Source organism: Pseudomonas sp. TWP3-1, assembly GCF_049896625.1.
Taxonomy (GTDB): Bacteria; Pseudomonadota; Gammaproteobacteria; order Pseudomonadales; family Pseudomonadaceae; genus Aquipseudomonas.
Genome location: NZ_JAFCUQ010000004.1, coordinates 212,384 through 230,357 on the forward strand (window position 1 = coordinate 212,384; position 17,974 = coordinate 230,357).

Genomic DNA, 17,974 nt, shown 5'->3' on the forward strand with positions numbered 1-17,974 from the left:
GCGTTGCACGAAATTTTCACAAAGCCTCCAAGACAATCCGCCCGCGCTGTTTGCACCTGTCCCGCTAATGCATGGCCTGGATGAAACAGTCGAGCGCCGAGACAGTAATCAATGGCATTGGCGCGATTGATCGTGCAACATTTGCGCACCGCGCAAGCCCCGGGGCCTGGATTGGCCAACAGAGGGCAAAGCGCAGCTGTATTTTTGCAACTTAAACTTCCAATGGGTCCTAAAACGACATGGCAAACCCGGACGCCCTGAATCAGCAGCGATCTTCCAGTCGCCTGCTGCAACCGACCGTCAAATCGCATCTGGCCTACACACTGTTGTGTGCGCTGGTCATGATGGTGATGTTTTCCGTGCTGCGCCTCGCGCTGCTGGTCTACAACCGCGAGATGATCCTCGATACCCCGGCCTCGACGTTCCTCGAAGCCTTCTTCAACGGCCTGCGTTTCGACCTGCGCCTGGTGGTTTACCTGTGCATTCCGCTGGTGCTGGCACTGTTCAGTGCCCGCGGGATGGCGGCGCGCGGTTTCTTCCGTCTGTGGCTGACCATTGCTTCGAGCATCGCGCTGTTCCTCGGCCTGATGGAGATGGACTTCTACCGCGAGTTTCACCAGCGTCTCAACGGCCTGGTGTTCCAGTACGTGAGGGAAGACCCGAAAACCGTGATGAGCATGCTCTGGTACGGTTTCCCGGTGGTGCGTTACCTGCTGGCCTGGGCCGTTGGCACGCTGATCCTCACCCTTGCATTCAAAGGCGCCGACCGCGCGACCCGTCCACGCGGCCCGTTCAGCGGCGGCAGCGTTGGCACGCGGCAGATTGCTCCGTGGTATGCACGTGCGGCAGTGTTCGTGGTTTGCCTGCTGATCTGTGTGGTTGCCGCGCGTGGCACCCTGCGTCAAGGCCCGCCACTGCGTTGGGGTGACGTCTACACCACCGATTCGAACTTCGCCAACCAGCTCGGCCTCAACGGTACGCTGTCGCTGATCGCCGCCGCCAAGAGCCGGTTGGGCGAGGATCGCGACAACATCTGGAAAGCCACCATCGAGCAACCCGTGGCGCAGCAGACCGTGCGTGACATGCTGCTGACCCCGAGCGACAAACTGGTCGATGCCGAGACTGCCGCCGTTCGCCGTAACTACACGCCGAATGCCGACAAAACCCTGCCGATCAAGAACGTCGTAGTGATCCTGATGGAAAGCTTCGCCGGTCACTCGGTTGGCGCGCTCGGCCGTCCGGGCAACATCACGCCGTACTTCGACCAACTGTCCAAAGAAGGCCTGTTGTTCGATCGCTTCTTCTCCAACGGCACGCACACCCACCAGGGCATGTTCGCCACGATGGCGTGCTTCCCCAATCTGCCGGGCTTCGAATACCTGATGCAGACCCCGGAAGGCAGCCACAAACTGTCCGGCCTGCCGCAGTTGCTCAGCGCGCGTGACTACGACGACGTGTATGTCTACAACGGCGATTTCGCCTGGGACAACCAGTCGGGTTTCTTCAGCAACCAGGGCATGACCAACTTCATCGGGCGTAACGATTTCGTTAACCCGGTGTTCTCCGACCCGACGTGGGGTGTGTCCGATCAGGACATGTTCGACCGTGGTCTGGAAGAGTTGAAAGCGCGTGATGGCAAGGACAAGAAACCGTTCTATGCCTTGCTGCAAACCCTGTCCAACCACACGCCGTACGCACTGCCGACGCCTTTGCCGGTCGAGCGCGTGACCGACCGTGGCAGCCTCAACGAACACTTGACCGCCATGCGCTACTCCGACTGGGCACTCGGTCAGTTCTTCGAGAAGGCCCGCAAGGAGCCGTACTTCAAGGAAACCCTGTTCGTTGTTGTCGGCGACCATGGTTTTGGCAACGAGCAGCAGATCACCGAAATGGACCTCGGTCGTTTCAACGTGCCGATGCTGCTGATCGGGCCGGGCGTGCAGGAGAAATTCGGTCAGCGTGACCATACCGTGGGCACCCAGATCGACATCGTGCCGACGATCATGGGTCGCATCGGTGGCGAAGTCCTGCACCAGTGCTGGGGTCGTGACCTGCTGAACCTGCCGGAAGGCGACAAGGGTTTCGGCGTGATCAAACCGTCTGGCAGCGACCAGACCGTGGCGTTGCTCACCGCTGACCGTGTGCTGGTACTGCCCAAGGAAATGCCGCCGAAACTCTACCGTTACGAACTCGGCGCCAATCCGAAAGGCGAGGTGATCCCGGCATCGGAAGATGAAGCTGCCCTGAAGCAGAAACTCGAGTCGTTCATTCAGACTGCGACCAAAAGCCTGATCGACAACACCGCTGGTGTAGTTGATGGCAAGCCGGACTGATTAGTCCGCGCAATAAAAAAGAGGCCCTTTTTCAAGGGCCTCTTTTTTTGCCTGTCAGATCGTTATATCCGACCGAGTAACAGCAGCACCAACAGTACTACCAATACCACGCCGATGATGCCCGACGGACCATAACCCCAACTTCTGGAGTGCGGGAAGACCGGCAGACCACCGATCAGCAACAGGATCAGGATGATGATTAGAATTGTGCCCATGGCGATTTTCCTTGTTTATAGCGTTCGAGAAGTCTTGATGTTCTAGAGGCAGCTGGATGTGAACTAGATCCAGCGGGCTTACAAATTCCGACCGGTGCCAGTGAAAGAAAATTCAATGTTTTTTTAATGTATTTGGAACGCAGGCTTATTTCGTTTCGGCGAAAAAGAGCGCCCCGGTTTTTCCGCACCATTCAGCAACTTGATGAAGCGTGGTCCAGCGCATGTCCTTCGCTACACTGCGGGCAACTTCTCCAGAACAACAAGGCTGTCCGCTATGCAAAATCGCATGATGATCACTGGTGCAGGCTCAGGCCTGGGTCGCGAAATCGCGCTGCGCTGGGCGCGTGAAGGCTGGCGGCTGGCCTTGTCCGATGTCAGCGAAGCCGGTTTGCAGGAAACCCTGAAACTGGTGCGCGAGGCCGGTGGTGACGGCTTCACTCAGCGCTGCGATGTGCGCGATTACAGCCAGCTCACCGCGTTCGCTCAATCGTGTGAAGAGAAACTCGGCGGCATCGACATCATCGTCAATAACGCCGGTGTGGCCTCGGGCGGTTTCTTTAGCGAGTTGTCGCTGGAGGACTGGGACTGGCAGATCGCGATCAACCTGATGGGCGTGGTCAAGGGTTGCAAGGCGTTCCTGCCGCTGCTCGAGCACAGCAAGGGCAAGATCATCAACATCGCCTCGATGGCCGCGCTGATGCAGGGGCCGGCGATGAGTAACTACAACGTGGCCAAGGCCGGCGTAGTTGCATTGTCCGAGAGCCTGTTGATCGAACTGGCGCAGCAGGAAGTCGCGGTACATGTGGTCTGCCCGTCGTTCTTCCAGACCAACTTGCTCGACTCGTTCCGCGGCCCGACCCCGGCGATGAAAGCTCAGGTCGGCAAGTTGCTGGGAAGCTCGCCGATTTCCGCTGCGGACATTGCCGACTACATCTACCAGCAAGTAGCCGCTGGCGAGTTCATGATTCTGCCCCACGAACAAGGACGCATGGCCTGGGCGATCAAACAGAAAAATCCACAACTGCTCTACAACGAAATGATTTCCATGGCCGAGAAAATGCGCGCCAAGGCCAAGCACAGCCCCAGCTGAACTTGCTCTGCTGTAGTTGCATCGTCAGGATGGCCGCAACGGTCACCCTGACGAGACGTGTACATGCTTAATTACTTATGGTTTTTCCTCGCCGCGCTGTTTGAAATCGCCGGTTGCTTCGCGTTCTGGATGTGGTTGCGTCAAGGCAAAAGTGCCTTGTGGGTGATCCCGGCACTACTCAGCCTGACGTTGTTTGCGCTGCTGCTGACCCGGGTTGAAGCGGCCTACGCCGGGCGTGCCTATGCCGCCTACGGTGGCATCTACATCATTGCTTCGATTGGCTGGCTGGCGGTGGTTGAGCGCATTCGTCCGCTGGGTTCGGACTGGATCGGCGTGGCGTTGTGCGTGATCGGCGCCAGTGTGATTCTGTTCGGGCCGAAGTTTTCCGCCAGCTGACTCGCGGGAAAATTTACCGGGCTTGCAGGAAACGTCTGAAGGCTATCGCGCGAGCCCGTGTAGGGCATGACTGATTTGCCCGCAGCGCATTGTAGAGCGGCCGCAAGCCGCGCATCTTCAAGGCTGGCAAACCTTGAAGGACGATCCCCATGCTTGTACTCAGTCGGGTTGTAGGCGAACTGATTTCCATCGGCGACAACATCACTCTGCGCGTGCTCGCGGTCAACGGCTCCAGCGTGCGCTTCGGGGTCGAAGCGCCGCAGCATGTCAACGTGCACCGCGCCGAAGTCTATGAACGCATCCAGCGCAAAAACGCCGCCAGCGCCAAAAGCAGCTGACAGTTTCAGTCGAACAGATGCTTGGGCACGTCGTGCTTGAGCATCAATTGGCACTGCTCGCTTTCGGGGTCGAACACGATCAGTGCCTGGCCTTTGCTCAATGCCTGACGCACCCGCAGCACGCGGGTTTCCAGCGGGGTGTCGTCACCGTTGTCGGTACCGTCGCGGGTGACGAAATCCTCGATCAGACGGGTCAGGGTGTCGACTTCAAGTTGGTCGTGGGGAATGAGCATGGGCACCTCGGTCAAATCAATCTCGCGATGCTACGGCGAATGATCGCCGAGGGCCAGACTCAACTGTCCGAGCGTTGCCCGACCAGGCTGTCCACCGGCGGCACGCGGGTATCGCTTTCCATCTGCGTGTCGTGCTCGATCTGGTGACTGAAGCGGTCCAGTGAGGCATTCGCCGGTTGGGCATCGCTGGCGAATACCGGCGGGCTGAGGATGTACGCGCCCAACAGGCGACTCAGCGCCGCGAGACTGTCGATGTGCGTGCGCTCATAGCCGTGAGTCGCGTCACAGCCGAAGGCGAGCAGGGCAGTGCGAATGTCGTGGCCGGCGGTCACCGCCGAGTGCGCATCGCTGAAGTAGTAGCGGAACAGGTCGCGCCGCACCGGCAGTTCATGTTCACCGGCCAGGCGCAGCAAGTGCCGCGACAGGTGATAGTCGTACGGCCCGCCTGAATCCTGCATCGCCACACTCACTGCGTGTTCGCTGGAGTGTTGCCCCGGTGCGACCGGTGCGATGTCGATGCCGACGAATTCGCTGACATCCCACGGCAATGCCGCCGCGGCGCCGCTGCCGGTTTCTTCGGTGATGGTGAACAGCGGATGGCAATCGATCATCAATTCCTGACCACTGTCGACAATCGCTTTCAATGCCGCCAGCAGTGCTGCAACCCCGGCCTTGTCATCCAGATGGCGGGCGCTGATGTGGCCGCTTTCGGTGAACTCCGGCAGTGGATCGAATGCCACCACGTCGCCGACGTTGATGCCCATCGACTCGCAATCGGCCTTGGTCGCGCAATAAGCATCCAGGCGCAGTTCGACGTGATCCCAACTGATCGGCATCTCATCGACGGCGGTATTGAACGCATGCCCGGATGCCATCAACGGCAACACGCTGCCGCGAATCACACCGTTGTCGGTAAACAGACTGACGCGGCTACCCTCGGCGAAACGGCTCGACCAGCAGCCAACCGGGGCGAGGGTCAGGCGACCATTGTCCTTGATCGCCCGCACGGCGGCGCCGATGGTATCCAAATGCGCAGACACTGCGCGGTCAGGGCTGTTCTTGCGGCCCTTGAGCGTGGCGCGAATGGTCCCGCGTCGAGTCATTTCGAACGGAATGCCGAGTTCCTCAAGACGCTCGGCGACGTAGCGCACGATGGTGTCGGTGAAACCGGTAGGGCTGGGAATGGCGAGCATTTCCAGCAGGACTTTTTGCAGGTAGACCAGATCCGGTTCGGGAATTTGGGTGGTCATGGAAACTCCTGATGGGTTGGGCACATCGATGGTTTCGATGAGGAGGGAGGATTTGTCGCGGCTGTCAGGGCCTCATCGCTGGCAAGCCAGCTCCCACAGGTTCGGCGGCGCCCACAAATCCTGTGGGAGCGGGCTTGCCCGCGATGAGGCCATAACGAGCACTACATGATTACGAGACTGCCGGCTGACTGTGCGGAAACAACAGATCCACAAAGCGCTCAGCCGTCGGCTGCGGTTCATGGTTGGCCAGTCCGGCGCGTTCGTTGGCTTCGATGAACACGTATTCCGGCTGATCCGCCGCTGGCACCAGCAAATCGAGGCCGACCATTGGAATATCCAGCGCTCGTGCCGCGCGTACTGCGGCGTCGATCAGCGTCGGATGCAGAATCGCCGTAACGTCTTCCAGGGTGCCGCCGGTGTGCAGATTCGCCGTGCGCCGCACGAACAGATGCTCGCCAGCCGGCAGGATGCTGCTGTAGTCGTAACCCGCTGCGTGCAGGGTGCGCTGGGTTTCGTGATCCAGCGGAATCTTGCTCTCGCCGCCGGTGGCCGCTTGCCGACGCCGGCTCTGCGCTTCGATCAGCGCACCGATCGAATGCTGACCGTCGCCGACCACTTCCGCCGGACGCCGAATGGCGGCAGCGACTACCTCAAAGCCAATCACCAGAATCCGCAGATCGAGGCCTTCGTGGAAGCTTTCCAGCAGCACGCGGGTGTCGAACTGCTTGGCCGCTTCAATGGCCTGCTGTACGTCTTCAATACTTTGCAAATCGACCGCTACGCCCTGGCCCTGTTCCCCGTCGAGTGGCTTGACCACCACTCGCTGGTGCTCATCGAGAAACGCAAGATTGTCGTCGGCATTGCCCGCCAATTGCTGCGATGGCAGTTTCAGTCCGGCAGCCTTCAGTACCTTGTGCGTCAGACTTTTGTCCTGACACAAGCTCATGCTGATCGCGCTGGTCAGGTCGCTCAGCGATTCGCGGCAACGCACGCGGCGCCCACCGTGGCTCAGCGTGAACAGCCCGGCATCGGCGTCATCCACCTGCACATCGATACCGCGCCGATGCGCCTCTTCAACGATGATCCGCGCATACGGATTGAAGTTGGCTTCCGGCCCCGGCCCGAGAAACAGCGTCTGGTTGATGCCGTTCTTGCGCTTGACGGCGAACGTCGAGAGCGCGCGAAAGCCGAGCTTGTTGTAGAGGTTTTTAGCCTGTTTGTTGTCGTGCAAAACCGACAGGTCGAGATAGCTCAGACCACGGCTCATGAAGTGCTCAATCAAATGGCGGACCAACACTTCGCCGACACCCGGCCGCGAGCACACAGGATCAACGGCCAGGCACCACAGACTGCTGCCGCGTTCCGGGTCGTTGAACGCTTTGTCATGATTCAGGCCCATGACGCTGCCAATCACCGCGCCGCTGTCTTCGTCCTCTGCCAGCCAGTACACCGGCCCGCCCTGATGCCGAGGCGTCAGGAGAGCAGAATCGATCGGCAACATGCCGCGCGCCTGATACAGCTGATTGATCGCCTGCCAGTCCGCTGCGCTTTGCGCACGACGAATGCGGAAGCCGCGAAACACCCGCGTCGCTTGGCGATAGTCGCTGAACCACAGACGCAAAGTGTCGGACGGATCGAGAAATAACTGCGTCGGTTCCAGCCCGAGAATCTGTTGCGGCGCGGCGACGTACAGCGCGATGTCGCGCTCGCCCGGCTGCTCGTTGAGCAGTTCCTGAGCCAGACTCGCCGGGTCGGGAAAGGTATGCCCGATCAGCAACCGGCCCCAGCCGCAGTGGACGGCAATCGGCTCGGCACTCAGCGCGCTGCCGTCTTCGGCCAGACGCGCCTGCAAGCGTTCGTAAGACGGTGTCTGACCGCGCAGCAGGCGTTGGTTGATCGCCGTGGCGTGAGGTTTCATCGATCAGATTCCTTGTTCGCTGAGCCACAGGTTCAGGGCCGCCAATTGCCACAACTTGGAGCCGCGCAACGGGGTCAGTTGACCTTGTGGATCGGTCAGCAGTTTGTTGAGCATGGTCGGGTTGAACAGGCCGCGATCCTGACTCGGATCGAGCAGCAGGTCGCGTACCCAATTCAACGTGTCGCCCTGCAAATGCTTGAGACCCGGCACCGGGAAATAACCTTTCTTGCGGTCGATCACTTCGCTTGGAATCACCAGTCGCGCGGCTTCTTTCAACACTTGCTTGCCGCCATCGGGCAGTTTGAACTGGCCGGGAATGCGTGCCGAAAGCTCGACCAGGCGATAGTCGAGAAACGGTGTGCGCGCTTCCAGACCCCAGGCCATGGTCATGTTGTCGACGCGTTTTACCGGGTCATCGACCAGCATCACCGTGCTGTCCAGACGCAGCGCTTTGTCGACCGCTGCGCTGGCGCCGGGTTGGGCGAAATGTTCCTTCACGAAGTCACCGGCAGCGTCACTTGCCGTGAGCCATTTCGGTTGCACGGTGGCGGCGTAATCGTCGTAGCTGCGGTCAAAAAATGCTTCGCGATAAGCCGCATACGGATCGGCCGCGCCGTCAACTTGCGGGTACCAGTGATAACCGGCGAACAACTCGTCGGCGCCTTGTCCGCTCTGCACAACTTTGCAGTGCTTGGCCACTTCGCGCGACAGCAGATAGAAGGCGATGCAGTCGTGGCTGACCATCGGCTCGCTCATCGCGCGGAACGCGGCGGGCAGTTGCTCGATGATCTCTTTTTCGTCGATGCGCAATTGATGATGCTGAGTGCCGTAATGCTTGGCGATCAGATCCGAGTATTGAAACTCGTCACCGCGCTCGCCGCCGGCATCCTGAAAACCGATGGAGAAGGTCGACAGATTCTCTACGCCAACTTCGCGGAGCAGGCCAACGAGCATGCTCGAATCGACACCGCCCGAGAGCAGCACGCCGACATCCACTGCCGCACGTTGACGGATTGCTACCGCTTCACGGGTGCTGTCGAGCACACGGTCGCGCCAGTCTTCCAGCGTCAGGTTTTTCTCGTCGTCATGCGGGCCGTAGGGCAGGGTCCACCAGGTTTTCTGCTCGGTGCGACCATCCGCTTCAACGCGCATCCAGGTGGCTGGCGGCAGTTTCTCGATACCGGCCAGCAGGGTGCGCGGCGCAGGCACCACCGCGTGAAAATTCAGGTAATGGTTGAGCGCCACCGGATCGAGGATCGGGTTGATGTCACCGCCCTTGAGCAGCGCCGGCAAAGCCGAGGCAAAACGCAGGCGCTGACCGGTACGTGACAGGTACAAAGGCTTCACGCCGAGACGGTCGCGGGCGATGAACAGCCGCTGCGCATCACGTTCCCAGATCGCGAAAGCGAACATGCCATTGAGTTTGGGCAGCAGCGCTTCGCCCCAAGCGTGGTAGCCCTTGAGCAGCACTTCGGTGTCGCCACCGGAATAGAACGCGTAACCGAGCGCTTCGAGTTCGGCGCGCAGTTCGGGGAAGTTGTAGATCGCGCCGTTGAAGGCCAGGGACAAGCCCAATTGACTGTCGATCATCGGCTGCGCCGAGCCGTCCGACAGGTCCATGATTTTCAGCCGCCGATGGCCCAGGGCAATCGGCCCTTGAGCATGGAAGCCCCACGCGTCAGGCCCGCGAGGCGCCAGGTGATGGGTGATTCGTTCTACTGCTGCAAGGTCTGCAGGTTGATGATCAAAACGTAACTCGCCAGCTAATCCGCACATAAATTCCTTACCGGTTTTTCCGTTGGGGAGGGTCAATCGTTTCTGCGCCCGAAGGGCGCGCACTCAGAAACTGACCCGGTGCGGATGTGGGAGTTTTAGAACGATAAGTTATAAGCCGCAGTGGCTGACGGGCGGAAGGGCCATCCGCCGCGCTGGATTTATTTGCCTCGAATAAGCTGGCGCAAGGCGAAACGGTTGGGATGACAGGCCTCGGCGACGGCGCGCGGCAGTGGCAGCGGCTCGTTGTCCAGCCACGCTGCGAGCAATTCGCCGGACAGCGGCGCGGTGATCAAACCGCGCGAACCGTGGCCGCTGTTGACGTACAAACCGTCGAGCCATGGGCAGGCAATGTCTGGCACTTGGCGGGCATCTTTGCCGAGTGCTGCATAAGCCTCGGCGAAGGCTTCACGATCGGCGAGCGGGCCGACGATCGGCAGATAATCCGGACTGGTGCAACGAAATGCGGCACGACCCTGCAGGCTTTCGGCGTCGAGTTCGCTGATGTGCAGACGGCTGACCAGATCCGAGGATATTTCTTCAAGCATTGCCAGATTGCCCAGGTGTTCGGCAGTGCTCGGGGTCAAATTTTCGCTGTGGAAATCGAAGCTGGCGCCGAGAGTGTGCTCGCCCAATCGCGCCGGGGCGACGTAGCCTTCGGCGCACACCACGGTGGTCAGCGCCTGGCTCTCCCCGGTCTGCGCCAGCCGGGTGATTTGTCCGCGAATGCGCTTGAGTGGCAAGTCGGCGCTTTGCGCAAAGCGCTTGATCTCGGCGGCGCCGGCCAAAATCACCACGGGTGCTTCGGCTATCAACCGTTCGCCATCGAACGCCTGCCACTGATCGCCGACTTTGCGCAGTTCCACGGCTTCTTGATGGCTGAGCAATTCAATCCCCGGTCGCGCGGCTTGTGCCTGACACAACGCCGGCGGATGCACCCAGCCACCTTCCGGGTAGAACAGACCACCGTGGGCCAGCGCGACACCGGCGCGGGCTTGCGCCTGCGGCTGGTCGAGCCAGTGCACCAGATCCGCGGGGAACGCCGCGGCGATTTGCGCATGACGTTCGGCTTCCTTGGCATTGAACGCCAGTTGCAGCACCCCGCAATCGTCCCAGTCGGTGCCGCGTTGCAGGCTTTCGAGCAAACGTCGGGTGTACCCGAAACCGCTGACAATCATTTGCGAAAGCGCCGTGCCATGCGCGGACAGTTTCAGATAGAGCACGCCTTGCGGATTGCCCGAGGCCTCCTGCGCCACCGCGTCGTGACGCTCCAGCAGGCTGACCTGCCAACCGCGTGCGGCGAGACTGGCAGCGCTGGCGCAACCCGCCAGACCAGCGCCGATCACCAGCGCGCGGCGTTCACCGCTTAGAGGCGCAGGGCGGGCGAACCATGGTTTGGCCGCGAGCGGTGGCGCTGCATCTTCTGGCCAGCCAAGAAACGCGCCACGCAGGATTTCCCATTTATGACCGATGCCCGGCGTGCGTTTCATTTTGAAACCGGCGGCATTAAGCAGGCGCCGCACCCAGCCGGTGCTGGTGAAGGTGCTGATGGTCGAGCCAGGCGCTGCCAGTCGCGCCAGTTCGGCGAATAGCTCGGCAGTCCACATGTCGGGGTTTTTCGCCGGGGCGAAACCGTCGAGAAACCATGCGTCGACCTGCGCGTCGAGTTGCGGCAGTTGCTCCAGCGCATCGCCGATCAGTAGCGTTAAAGTCACGCGCCCGCCCGCCAGTACCAGCCGCTGAAAGCCTTGATGGATCGCCACATACTGCGTCAGCAACTGATCGGCCATCGGCTTGAGTTCTGGCCACAGTGCCAATGCGCGTTGCAGATCCGCAGGACTCAGTGGGTACTTTTCCACGCTGACAAAATGCAGTCGCGCACCCGCCACCGCGTGTTGTTCGAACAACTGCCAGGCACAGAGAAAATTCAGCCCGGTACCGAACCCGGTCTCCCCAATCACCAGCCGCCCATTCACCGCCAGCTCGGCAAAACGCTCGGCCAGGCGGTTCTGTTCGAGGAACACATAACGGGTTTCATCCAGCCCCGACAGGTCGGAAAAATACACATCATCGAACACCCGCGAACGCGGGAGTCCCTGGTCATCCCAGTCGAGTTGGGCGTGGGGCAATACAGGTTTCATGGCAGGCTCGGCAACGACAAGGGCGCCATTCTAGCCGATCAGGCGGGCGGCGCTTGATCCATGGCAAGCCGGGCATTGGCAGGTTGAAGCACACTCGATGGTTGGAGATGAGTCGGCGAACTCTTGCTCCCGCCGGGTTGCGAAGCAGCCCTGAAATCAGGCGATTCGATTAAACCTGACACAACGCAACTGCCTGATTTGCGACTGCTGCGCAGTCGAGCGGGAGCAAGCTCCCTCGCCACAGGATGTGCATTCATGCAACTTGCTTTAAGGCAGGAATTTCTGCGCCACGCTCGTGCCCAATCCGCTAGTCTTGCTGCATTCTGAAAAGGAGTCGCCCATGTTCGAATCCGCTGAAATCGGTCACGCCATCGACAAAGAAACTTACGAGGCCGCAGTCCCTGCGCTGCGTGAAGCGCTGCTCGAAGCGCAGTTCGAGTTGCAGCAGCAAAAGCGTTTTCCGGTGATCATTTTGATCAACGGCATCGAAGGCGCCGGCAAGGGCGAGACGGTCAAACTGCTCAACGAGTGGATGGACCCGCGCCTGATCGAAGTGCGCACTTTCGATCAGCAGACCGACGAAGAACTGGCGCGACCACCGGCCTGGCGCTACTGGCGGATGCTCCCGGCCAAGGGGCGCATGGGGATTTTCTTCGGCAACTGGTACAGCCAGATGCTGCAGGCGCGAGTGCACGGGATGTTCAAGGACCCGCGACTCGATCAGGCCATCGCGGGTGCCGAGCGCCTGGAAAAGATGCTCTGCGACGAAGGCGCGCTGATCTTCAAATTCTGGTTCCACCTGTCCAAGAAACAGATGAAGGCACGCCTCAAGGCACTCGCCGACGACCCGCTGCACAGCTGGCGCATCAGCCCGCTGGACTGGCAGCAATCGGCAACTTACGACAAGTTCGTCAAATTCGGCGAGCGCGTGCTGCGCCGCACCAGTCGTGATTACGCGCCGTGGCATGTGATTGAAGGCATGGACGCGCATTACCGCAGTCTGGCGGTGGGCAAGATCTTGCTTGAGGGCCTGCAAGCGGCGCTGAAGCGTCCGGATGTCCGTCCAAAAGATGTCAGCGCCCAACCGCTGGGTATCGCTGTCGATCAGTTGAACCTGCTCGACAGTCTCAAACTGACCCAGCATCTGGACAAGAAAGACTACGAAGAACAACTGATCACCGAGCAGGCGCGGCTGTCGGGTCTGATGCGCGACAAACGCATGCGTCGCCACGCTTTGATTGCGGTGTTCGAGGGCAATGATGCGGCGGGCAAGGGCGGGGCGATTCGCCGGGTGGCGGCGGCGCTCGATCCGCGTCAGTACAACATCGTGCCGATTGCCGCGCCGACCGAAGAAGAGCGGGCGCAGCCGTATCTGTGGCGTTTCTGGCGACACATTCCGGCACGCGGCAAGTTCACCGTGTTCGACCGCTCGTGGTACGGACGGGTGCTGGTGGAACGGGTCGAGGGCTTTTGCAGCACCGCCGACTGGATGCGTGCTTACGGCGAGATCAACGACTTCGAAGAGCAGATCGCCGATGCCGGGGTGATCGTGGTCAAGTTCTGGCTGGCGATCGACAAGGACACGCAAATGGAGCGCTTCCAGGAGCGTGAAGAAATCCCCTTCAAGCGCTTCAAGATCACCGAAGACGACTGGCGCAACCGCGACAAGTGGGACGCGTATCGCTCGGCAGTCGGCGACATGGTCGACCGCACCAGCACCGAAATTTCGCCGTGGACGCTGGTCGAGGCCAATGACAAGCGCTGGGCGCGGGTCAAGGTGTTGCGCACCATCAACCAGGCGCTGGAAGAGGCATTCGAGAAATCCGACAAGAAGGCCAAAAAACACAAAGACTGAAAACGATGAACACGCATACGCGAGGTGAATGATTGTCGCGGTCGGGAATCGGGTGGACTTATGCTCGGTCCACTCTCAACCGACAACAACAATGAGGTATGCCATGCGTGAAGTGGTGATCGTCGACAGCGTACGGACCGGCCTGGCCAAATCCTTTCGCGGCAAGTTCAACCAGACCCGTCCCGATGACATGGCTGCGCATTGCGTCAACGCGCTGCTCTCGCGCAATGACATCGACCCGGCAAGCGTCGAAGATTGCATCGTCGGCGCCGGTTCCAACGAGGGCGCGCAGGGCTACAACATCGGCCGTAATGTGGCGGTGCTCTCGCAATTGGGCACTGGCACGGCGGGCATGACCCTCAACCGTTTCTGTTCGTCGGGCCTGCAGGCGATTGCGATTGCCGCCAACCAGATTGCCTCGGGCTGCAGCGAGATAATCGTCGCGGGTGGCGTCGAGTCGATCAGCCTGACCATGAAAAGCGTCAACACCGATCACCTGATCAACCCGCTGCTCAAGCAGCAGGCGCCGGGCATCTATTACACCATGGGCCAGACGGCTGAAATCGTCGCACGTCGCTATGACGTCAGCCGTGAGGCGCAGGATCGTTATGCGCTGCAAAGCCAGATCCGCACCGCGCGAGCGCAGGCTGCCGGTCTGTTCAACGATGAAATCGTGCCGATGGCGGTGAAATACCGGGTTGAGGACAAGAACACTGGCGCCGTGCAGATCCTTGACGGCATCGTTGATCGCGACGACTGCAACCGCCCGGACACTACTTACGAAAGCCTTGCCGGACTGAAACCGGTATTCGCCGAGGACGGTTCGGTGACCGCTGGTAATTCATCGCAACTGTCCGACGGTGCGTCGATGACGTTGGTGATGAGCCTGGAAAAAGCCCTGCAATTGGGACTCAAGCCGAAAGCGTTTTTCCGTGGTTTCACCGTGGCCGGTTGCGCGCCGGATGAAATGGGCATCGGTCCGGTGTTCTCGGTGCCGAAACTGCTCAAGGCCAAAGGTTTGCAAGTGGCGGATATCGACTTGTGGGAACTGAACGAGGCGTTCGCTTCGCAGTGCCTGTACAGCCGTGATCGGCTGGAGATCGACAACGAGAAGTACAACGTCAATGGCGGCTCGATTTCGATTGGACATCCGTTCGGCATGACCGGATCGCGGCAGGTCGGGCACCTGGTGCGCGAGTTGCAGCGGCGCAATTTGCGTTATGGGATTGTGACCATGTGCGTGGGGGGCGGGATGGGGGCGACGGGGTTGTTTGAGGCGGTTCGTTAAGCTCTGAGATATTTTTTGTCAGTTGGATAGTCATCGCTGGCAAGCCAGCTCCCACAGGTTTTCGGGGTAGACACCGATATTGTGTACACCAGCGAACACTGTGGGAGCTGGCTTGCCAGCAATTGGATCACCACAACTTACCTGTTGGAATCCAGCAGTTGCATCCGCGCGACATAGGCGCGGATCTCTTGCTCGGCTTTTTCGGGACTGTCAAACGGCCCCTCAAGCGTATTCTCCCGCGTACTGAAAAACAGTTCACCATTCACCCGGCACAGGCGATCGCTGCGAAAACGCGTGGCTGGGGCAGGATCCTGGGCGCGCATGCCGAACATGATGGGTCTCCTTGGTCTGGTTGCAATGAATCCATCGAGCTTATGCCTGAACCACTTACCACGCCCGGTCAGCCGATCAACGGCGATCCGTCAAATTTGCGCCGCGACCTGCACAGTTTCATTTGCGGCCTGAACGTAACTGTCCCTGTGTCGCCTCCACCATCGCGCCTAGAATGACCGCTCTTGTGGTTTTCTCCCTGGGGTTCTCATGCACGTTTCATCGGGTCGCTGGGTCTACGGAATGTTCCTCGCCTTGCTGACCGCGGTGCTGTGGGGAATTCTGCCGATCAAACTCAAACAGGTTTTGCTGGTGATGGACCCGGTCACGGTGACCTGGTTTCGTTTGTTGGTGTCAGGCGGCTGTCTGTTCATTTATCTGGCGGCTACCCGACGTTTGCCGAGTCGCAAGGTGCTCGGGCCCAAGGGCGGCTGGCTGGTGCTGATGGCGGTGCTCGGGCTGGTCGGCAATTACGTGTTGTACCTGATGGGCCTCAACTTGCTCAGCCCCGGCACCGCGCAACTGGTGGTGCAGATGGGGCCGATCATGCTGCTGATCGCCAGCCTGTTCGTGTTCAAGGAGCGCTTCAGCATCGGCCAGGGCATCGGCCTGCTGGTGCTGTTGCTTGGCTTTGCGCTGTTCTTCAATCAGCGCCTGGCTGAGCTGCTGACCTCGTTGTCCGATTACACCGCTGGCGTGTTGTTGGTGCTGCTGGCTTCGACGGTGTGGACGTTTTATGCGCTGGGCCAGAAGCAGTTGCTGACGGTGTGGAATTCGCTGCAGGTGATGATGGTGATCTACCTGTTTTGCGCGCTGTTGCTGACGCCGTGGGTGCATCCGCTCGAGGCCTTGGAACTGAGCCCATTGCAAGGCTGGCTGCTGCTGGCGTGCTGCATGAATACCTTGATCGCATACGGCGCGTTTGCCGAAGCGCTGGCGCATTGGGAGGCATCAAGAGTCAGCGCAACGCTGGCGATCACACCATTGGTGACGTTCGGTGCGGTGGCGATTGCGGCGCGGGTATGGCCGGAATATGTGCATGCCGAGCATATCAATGCGCTGGGGTACGGCGGGGCGGTGTTGGTGGTGGTTGGATCGGCGCTGGTGGCGTTGGGGCCTTCGTTGATTGCCGGATTACGCGCGCGGCGGTTACGGATGGCTGCCGGTTAACCGCGTCATCGTTCATCGCGGGCAAGCCACGCTCCCACAGGGTTATGCAATTTCCTGTGGGAGCGTGGCTTGCCCGCGATGGCGGACTATAAATCACTACAAATTTCAGCCCTTGGCACCAGCCTCGATCATGTTCTCCGGCCGCACCCACGCGTCAAACTCGGCATCGGTCAGATAACCCAGTTGCAGCGCCGCCTCACGCAAGGTCAGCCCCTCGCTGTAAGCCTTTTTGGCAATCTCCGCCGATTTGTCATAACCGATATGCGGATTGAGTGCCGTCACCAGCATCAAGCCACGTTCCAGATGCTTGGCCATGACTTCGGCATCCGGTTCCAGCCCGGCTATGCAGTGCTGCTGGAAGTTGCTGCAGCCATCGGCCAGCAGGCGAATCGATTGCAGCAGGTTATGGATGATCACCGGTTTGAACACGTTCAATTGCAGGTGACCCTGACTCGCCGCGAAACCGATCGCGACGTCATTGCCCATGACCTGACAGGCGAGCATCGACAGCGCTTCACACTGCGTCGGGTTGACCTTGCCGGGCATGATCGAGCTGCCCGGTTCGTTGGCCGGCAGCCGCACTTCGGCAAAACCCGCGCGGGGACCTGAGCCGAGCAGACGCAGGTCGTTGGCGATTTTCATCAGCGCCACGGCGAGGGTTTTCAGCGCGCCGGAGAGGGTGGTCAGCGGCTCGTGACCGGCCAGCGCGGCAAACTTGTTCGGCGCCGTGACGAACGGCAAACCGGACAACGCCGCCAGTTCTGCGGCAATCGCTTCACCAAAACCATGCGGCGAATTCAGCCCGGTGCCGACCGCGGTGCCGCCCTGCGCCAGCTCACACACTGCCGGCAATGCCGCACGAATCGCGCGTTCGGCGTAATCCAGTTGGGCGATGTACGCCGAAATTTCCTGGCCGAAGGTGATCGGCGTCGCGTCCATCATGTGCGTGCGCCCGGTTTTCACCAGTTTCATATGGCGCGCCGCCAGTTCAGCCAGACCGCCGGACAGCTCGGCGATGGCCGGCAGCAGTTGCGCCTGCACCGCTTGCACGGTGGCGATGCTCATGGCCGTCGGGAAGCAGTCATTGGAACTTTGCGAGCGGTTGACGTGATCGTTCGGGTGTACCGGCGACTTGCCGCCGCGCGGTTTGCCGGCCAGTTCGTTGGCGCGTCCGGCAATCACCTCGTTGACGTTCATATTGCTTTGCGTGCCGCTGCCGGTCTGCCACACCACCAGCGGAAAGTGCTCGTCGTGCTGGCCGTCGAGGATTTCGTCGGCAGCCTGTTCGATCAGCCGGGCGATATCCGCCGGCAGGTCACCGTTGCGGTCGTTGACCCGGGCTGCGGCTTTCTTGATCAGGGCCAGCGCGTGCAGCACCGGCAGCGGCATTTTTTCCTGGCCGATGGCGAAATTGATCAGCGAGCGTTGCGTCTGAGCGCCCCAGTAGGCGTCGTCCGGGACATCGATCTGGCCCAGGCTGTCGGTTTCGATACGGCTCATCGTGCACACTCCTGTTGGTCTGTTTGCGCTGTTTAGGCCGGACTCGACCCAAGTGGTTCCATCGATCCGATTGTTGACCGCCAACGCCGGGCAATCAAGCGCGGCAAGGCTCGGGGGGTTGAGCCGCAGCGTTATTCAGGCGCA

15 protein-coding genes are annotated in these 17,974 nt (G+C 60.4%); 7 read left to right on the forward strand and 8 right to left on the reverse strand.

The features are described from left to right. Positions 1–239: 239 nt before the first annotated feature. Positions 240–2,333 carry an LTA synthase family protein gene (locus ACP7BN_RS08105; protein ID WP_426203047.1) on the forward strand — a complete coding sequence of 698 codons (2,094 nt, stop codon included), beginning with the start codon at positions 240–242 and terminating at the stop codon, positions 2,331–2,333. Positions 2,334–2,395: 62 nt separating this feature from the next. Here ACP7BN_RS08105 and ACP7BN_RS08110 read toward each other — a convergent pair whose 3' ends face one another. Further along, complete coding sequence (locus ACP7BN_RS08110) at positions 2,396–2,554, reverse strand: DUF3309 family protein (RefSeq protein ID WP_191626519.1); 159 nt, start codon at positions 2,552–2,554, stop codon at positions 2,396–2,398. Positions 2,555–2,822: 268 nt separating this feature from the next. Here ACP7BN_RS08110 and ACP7BN_RS08115 point away from each other — a divergent pair, with 268 nt between their 5' ends. The 3 genes from ACP7BN_RS08115 to csrA all read left to right on the forward strand — a co-directional run bounded on the left by ACP7BN_RS08115 (position 2,823) and on the right by csrA (position 4,372). Further along, on the forward strand, positions 2,823–3,638 hold the full coding sequence (locus ACP7BN_RS08115; RefSeq protein WP_426203048.1) for an SDR family oxidoreductase: 816 nt from the start codon (positions 2,823–2,825) through the stop codon (positions 3,636–3,638). Positions 3,639–3,701: 63 nt separating this feature from the next. After that, on the forward strand, positions 3,702–4,034 hold the full coding sequence (locus ACP7BN_RS08120) for a YnfA family protein (protein WP_426203050.1): 333 nt from the start codon (positions 3,702–3,704) through the stop codon (positions 4,032–4,034). 149 nt (positions 4,035–4,183) lie between these two features. Next, positions 4,184–4,372 (forward strand): carbon storage regulator CsrA, encoded by a 189-nt coding sequence (csrA, locus tag ACP7BN_RS08125; protein ID WP_426203052.1) that lies wholly within the window; start codon positions 4,184–4,186, stop codon positions 4,370–4,372. A 5-nt stretch (positions 4,373–4,377) separates the two neighbouring features. On the opposite strand, the gene ACP7BN_RS08130 is transcribed toward csrA, so the two are convergent. The 5 genes from ACP7BN_RS08130 to mnmC form a co-directional block, all read right to left on the reverse strand. After that, complete coding sequence (locus ACP7BN_RS08130; RefSeq protein WP_205892131.1) at positions 4,378–4,605, reverse strand: YheU family protein; 228 nt, start codon at positions 4,603–4,605, stop codon at positions 4,378–4,380. 59 nt (positions 4,606–4,664) lie between these two features. Then, positions 4,665–5,855: an osmoprotectant NAGGN system M42 family peptidase gene (locus tag ACP7BN_RS08135; RefSeq protein WP_426203054.1), complete on the reverse strand. Its 1,191-nt coding sequence runs from the start codon at positions 5,853–5,855 to the stop codon at positions 4,665–4,667. 169 nt (positions 5,856–6,024) lie between these two features. Beyond that, on the reverse strand, positions 6,025–7,773 hold the full coding sequence (gene ngg, locus ACP7BN_RS08140; protein ID WP_426203056.1) for an N-acetylglutaminylglutamine synthetase: 1,749 nt from the start codon (positions 7,771–7,773) through the stop codon (positions 6,025–6,027). Positions 7,774–7,776: 3 nt separating this feature from the next. Beyond that, entirely contained in the window at positions 7,777–9,549 is a 1,773-nt protein-coding gene (locus ACP7BN_RS08145) for an N-acetylglutaminylglutamine amidotransferase (protein WP_426203059.1), read from the reverse strand. A 158-nt stretch (positions 9,550–9,707) separates the two neighbouring features. Further along, on the reverse strand, positions 9,708–11,687 hold the full coding sequence (mnmC, locus tag ACP7BN_RS08150) for a bifunctional tRNA (5-methylaminomethyl-2-thiouridine)(34)-methyltransferase MnmD/FAD-dependent 5-carboxymethylaminomethyl-2-thiouridine(34) oxidoreductase MnmC (protein ID WP_426203062.1): 1,980 nt from the start codon (positions 11,685–11,687) through the stop codon (positions 9,708–9,710). 340 nt (positions 11,688–12,027) lie between these two features. On the opposite strand from mnmC, the gene pap reads away from it, so the two are divergent. Beyond that, complete coding sequence (gene pap, locus ACP7BN_RS08155; protein ID WP_426203064.1) at positions 12,028–13,542, forward strand: polyphosphate:AMP phosphotransferase; 1,515 nt, start codon at positions 12,028–12,030, stop codon at positions 13,540–13,542. A 103-nt stretch (positions 13,543–13,645) separates the two neighbouring features. Next, positions 13,646–14,830 carry a thiolase family protein gene (locus ACP7BN_RS08160; protein ID WP_426203066.1) on the forward strand — a complete coding sequence of 395 codons (1,185 nt, stop codon included), beginning with the start codon at positions 13,646–13,648 and terminating at the stop codon, positions 14,828–14,830. Positions 14,831–14,967: 137 nt separating this feature from the next. On the opposite strand, the gene ACP7BN_RS08165 is transcribed toward ACP7BN_RS08160, so the two are convergent. Continuing rightward, positions 14,968–15,162, reverse strand: coding sequence for a DUF6316 family protein (locus tag ACP7BN_RS08165; RefSeq protein WP_426203069.1), 195 nt, complete (start codon positions 15,160–15,162; stop codon positions 14,968–14,970). Between the two features lie 208 nt (positions 15,163–15,370). Between ACP7BN_RS08165 and ACP7BN_RS08170 the strand changes: the two genes are divergently transcribed. Then, positions 15,371–16,330, forward strand: a complete 960-nt coding sequence (locus ACP7BN_RS08170; protein WP_426203071.1) for a DMT family transporter — start codon at positions 15,371–15,373, stop codon at positions 16,328–16,330. Between the two features lie 105 nt (positions 16,331–16,435). Here the strand turns inward: ACP7BN_RS08170 and ACP7BN_RS08175 are convergent, their stop codons facing one another. Next, positions 16,436–17,830, reverse strand: coding sequence for a class II fumarate hydratase (locus ACP7BN_RS08175; protein ID WP_420646579.1), 1,395 nt, complete (start codon positions 17,828–17,830; stop codon positions 16,436–16,438). Positions 17,831–17,974: the final 144 nt, after the last annotated feature.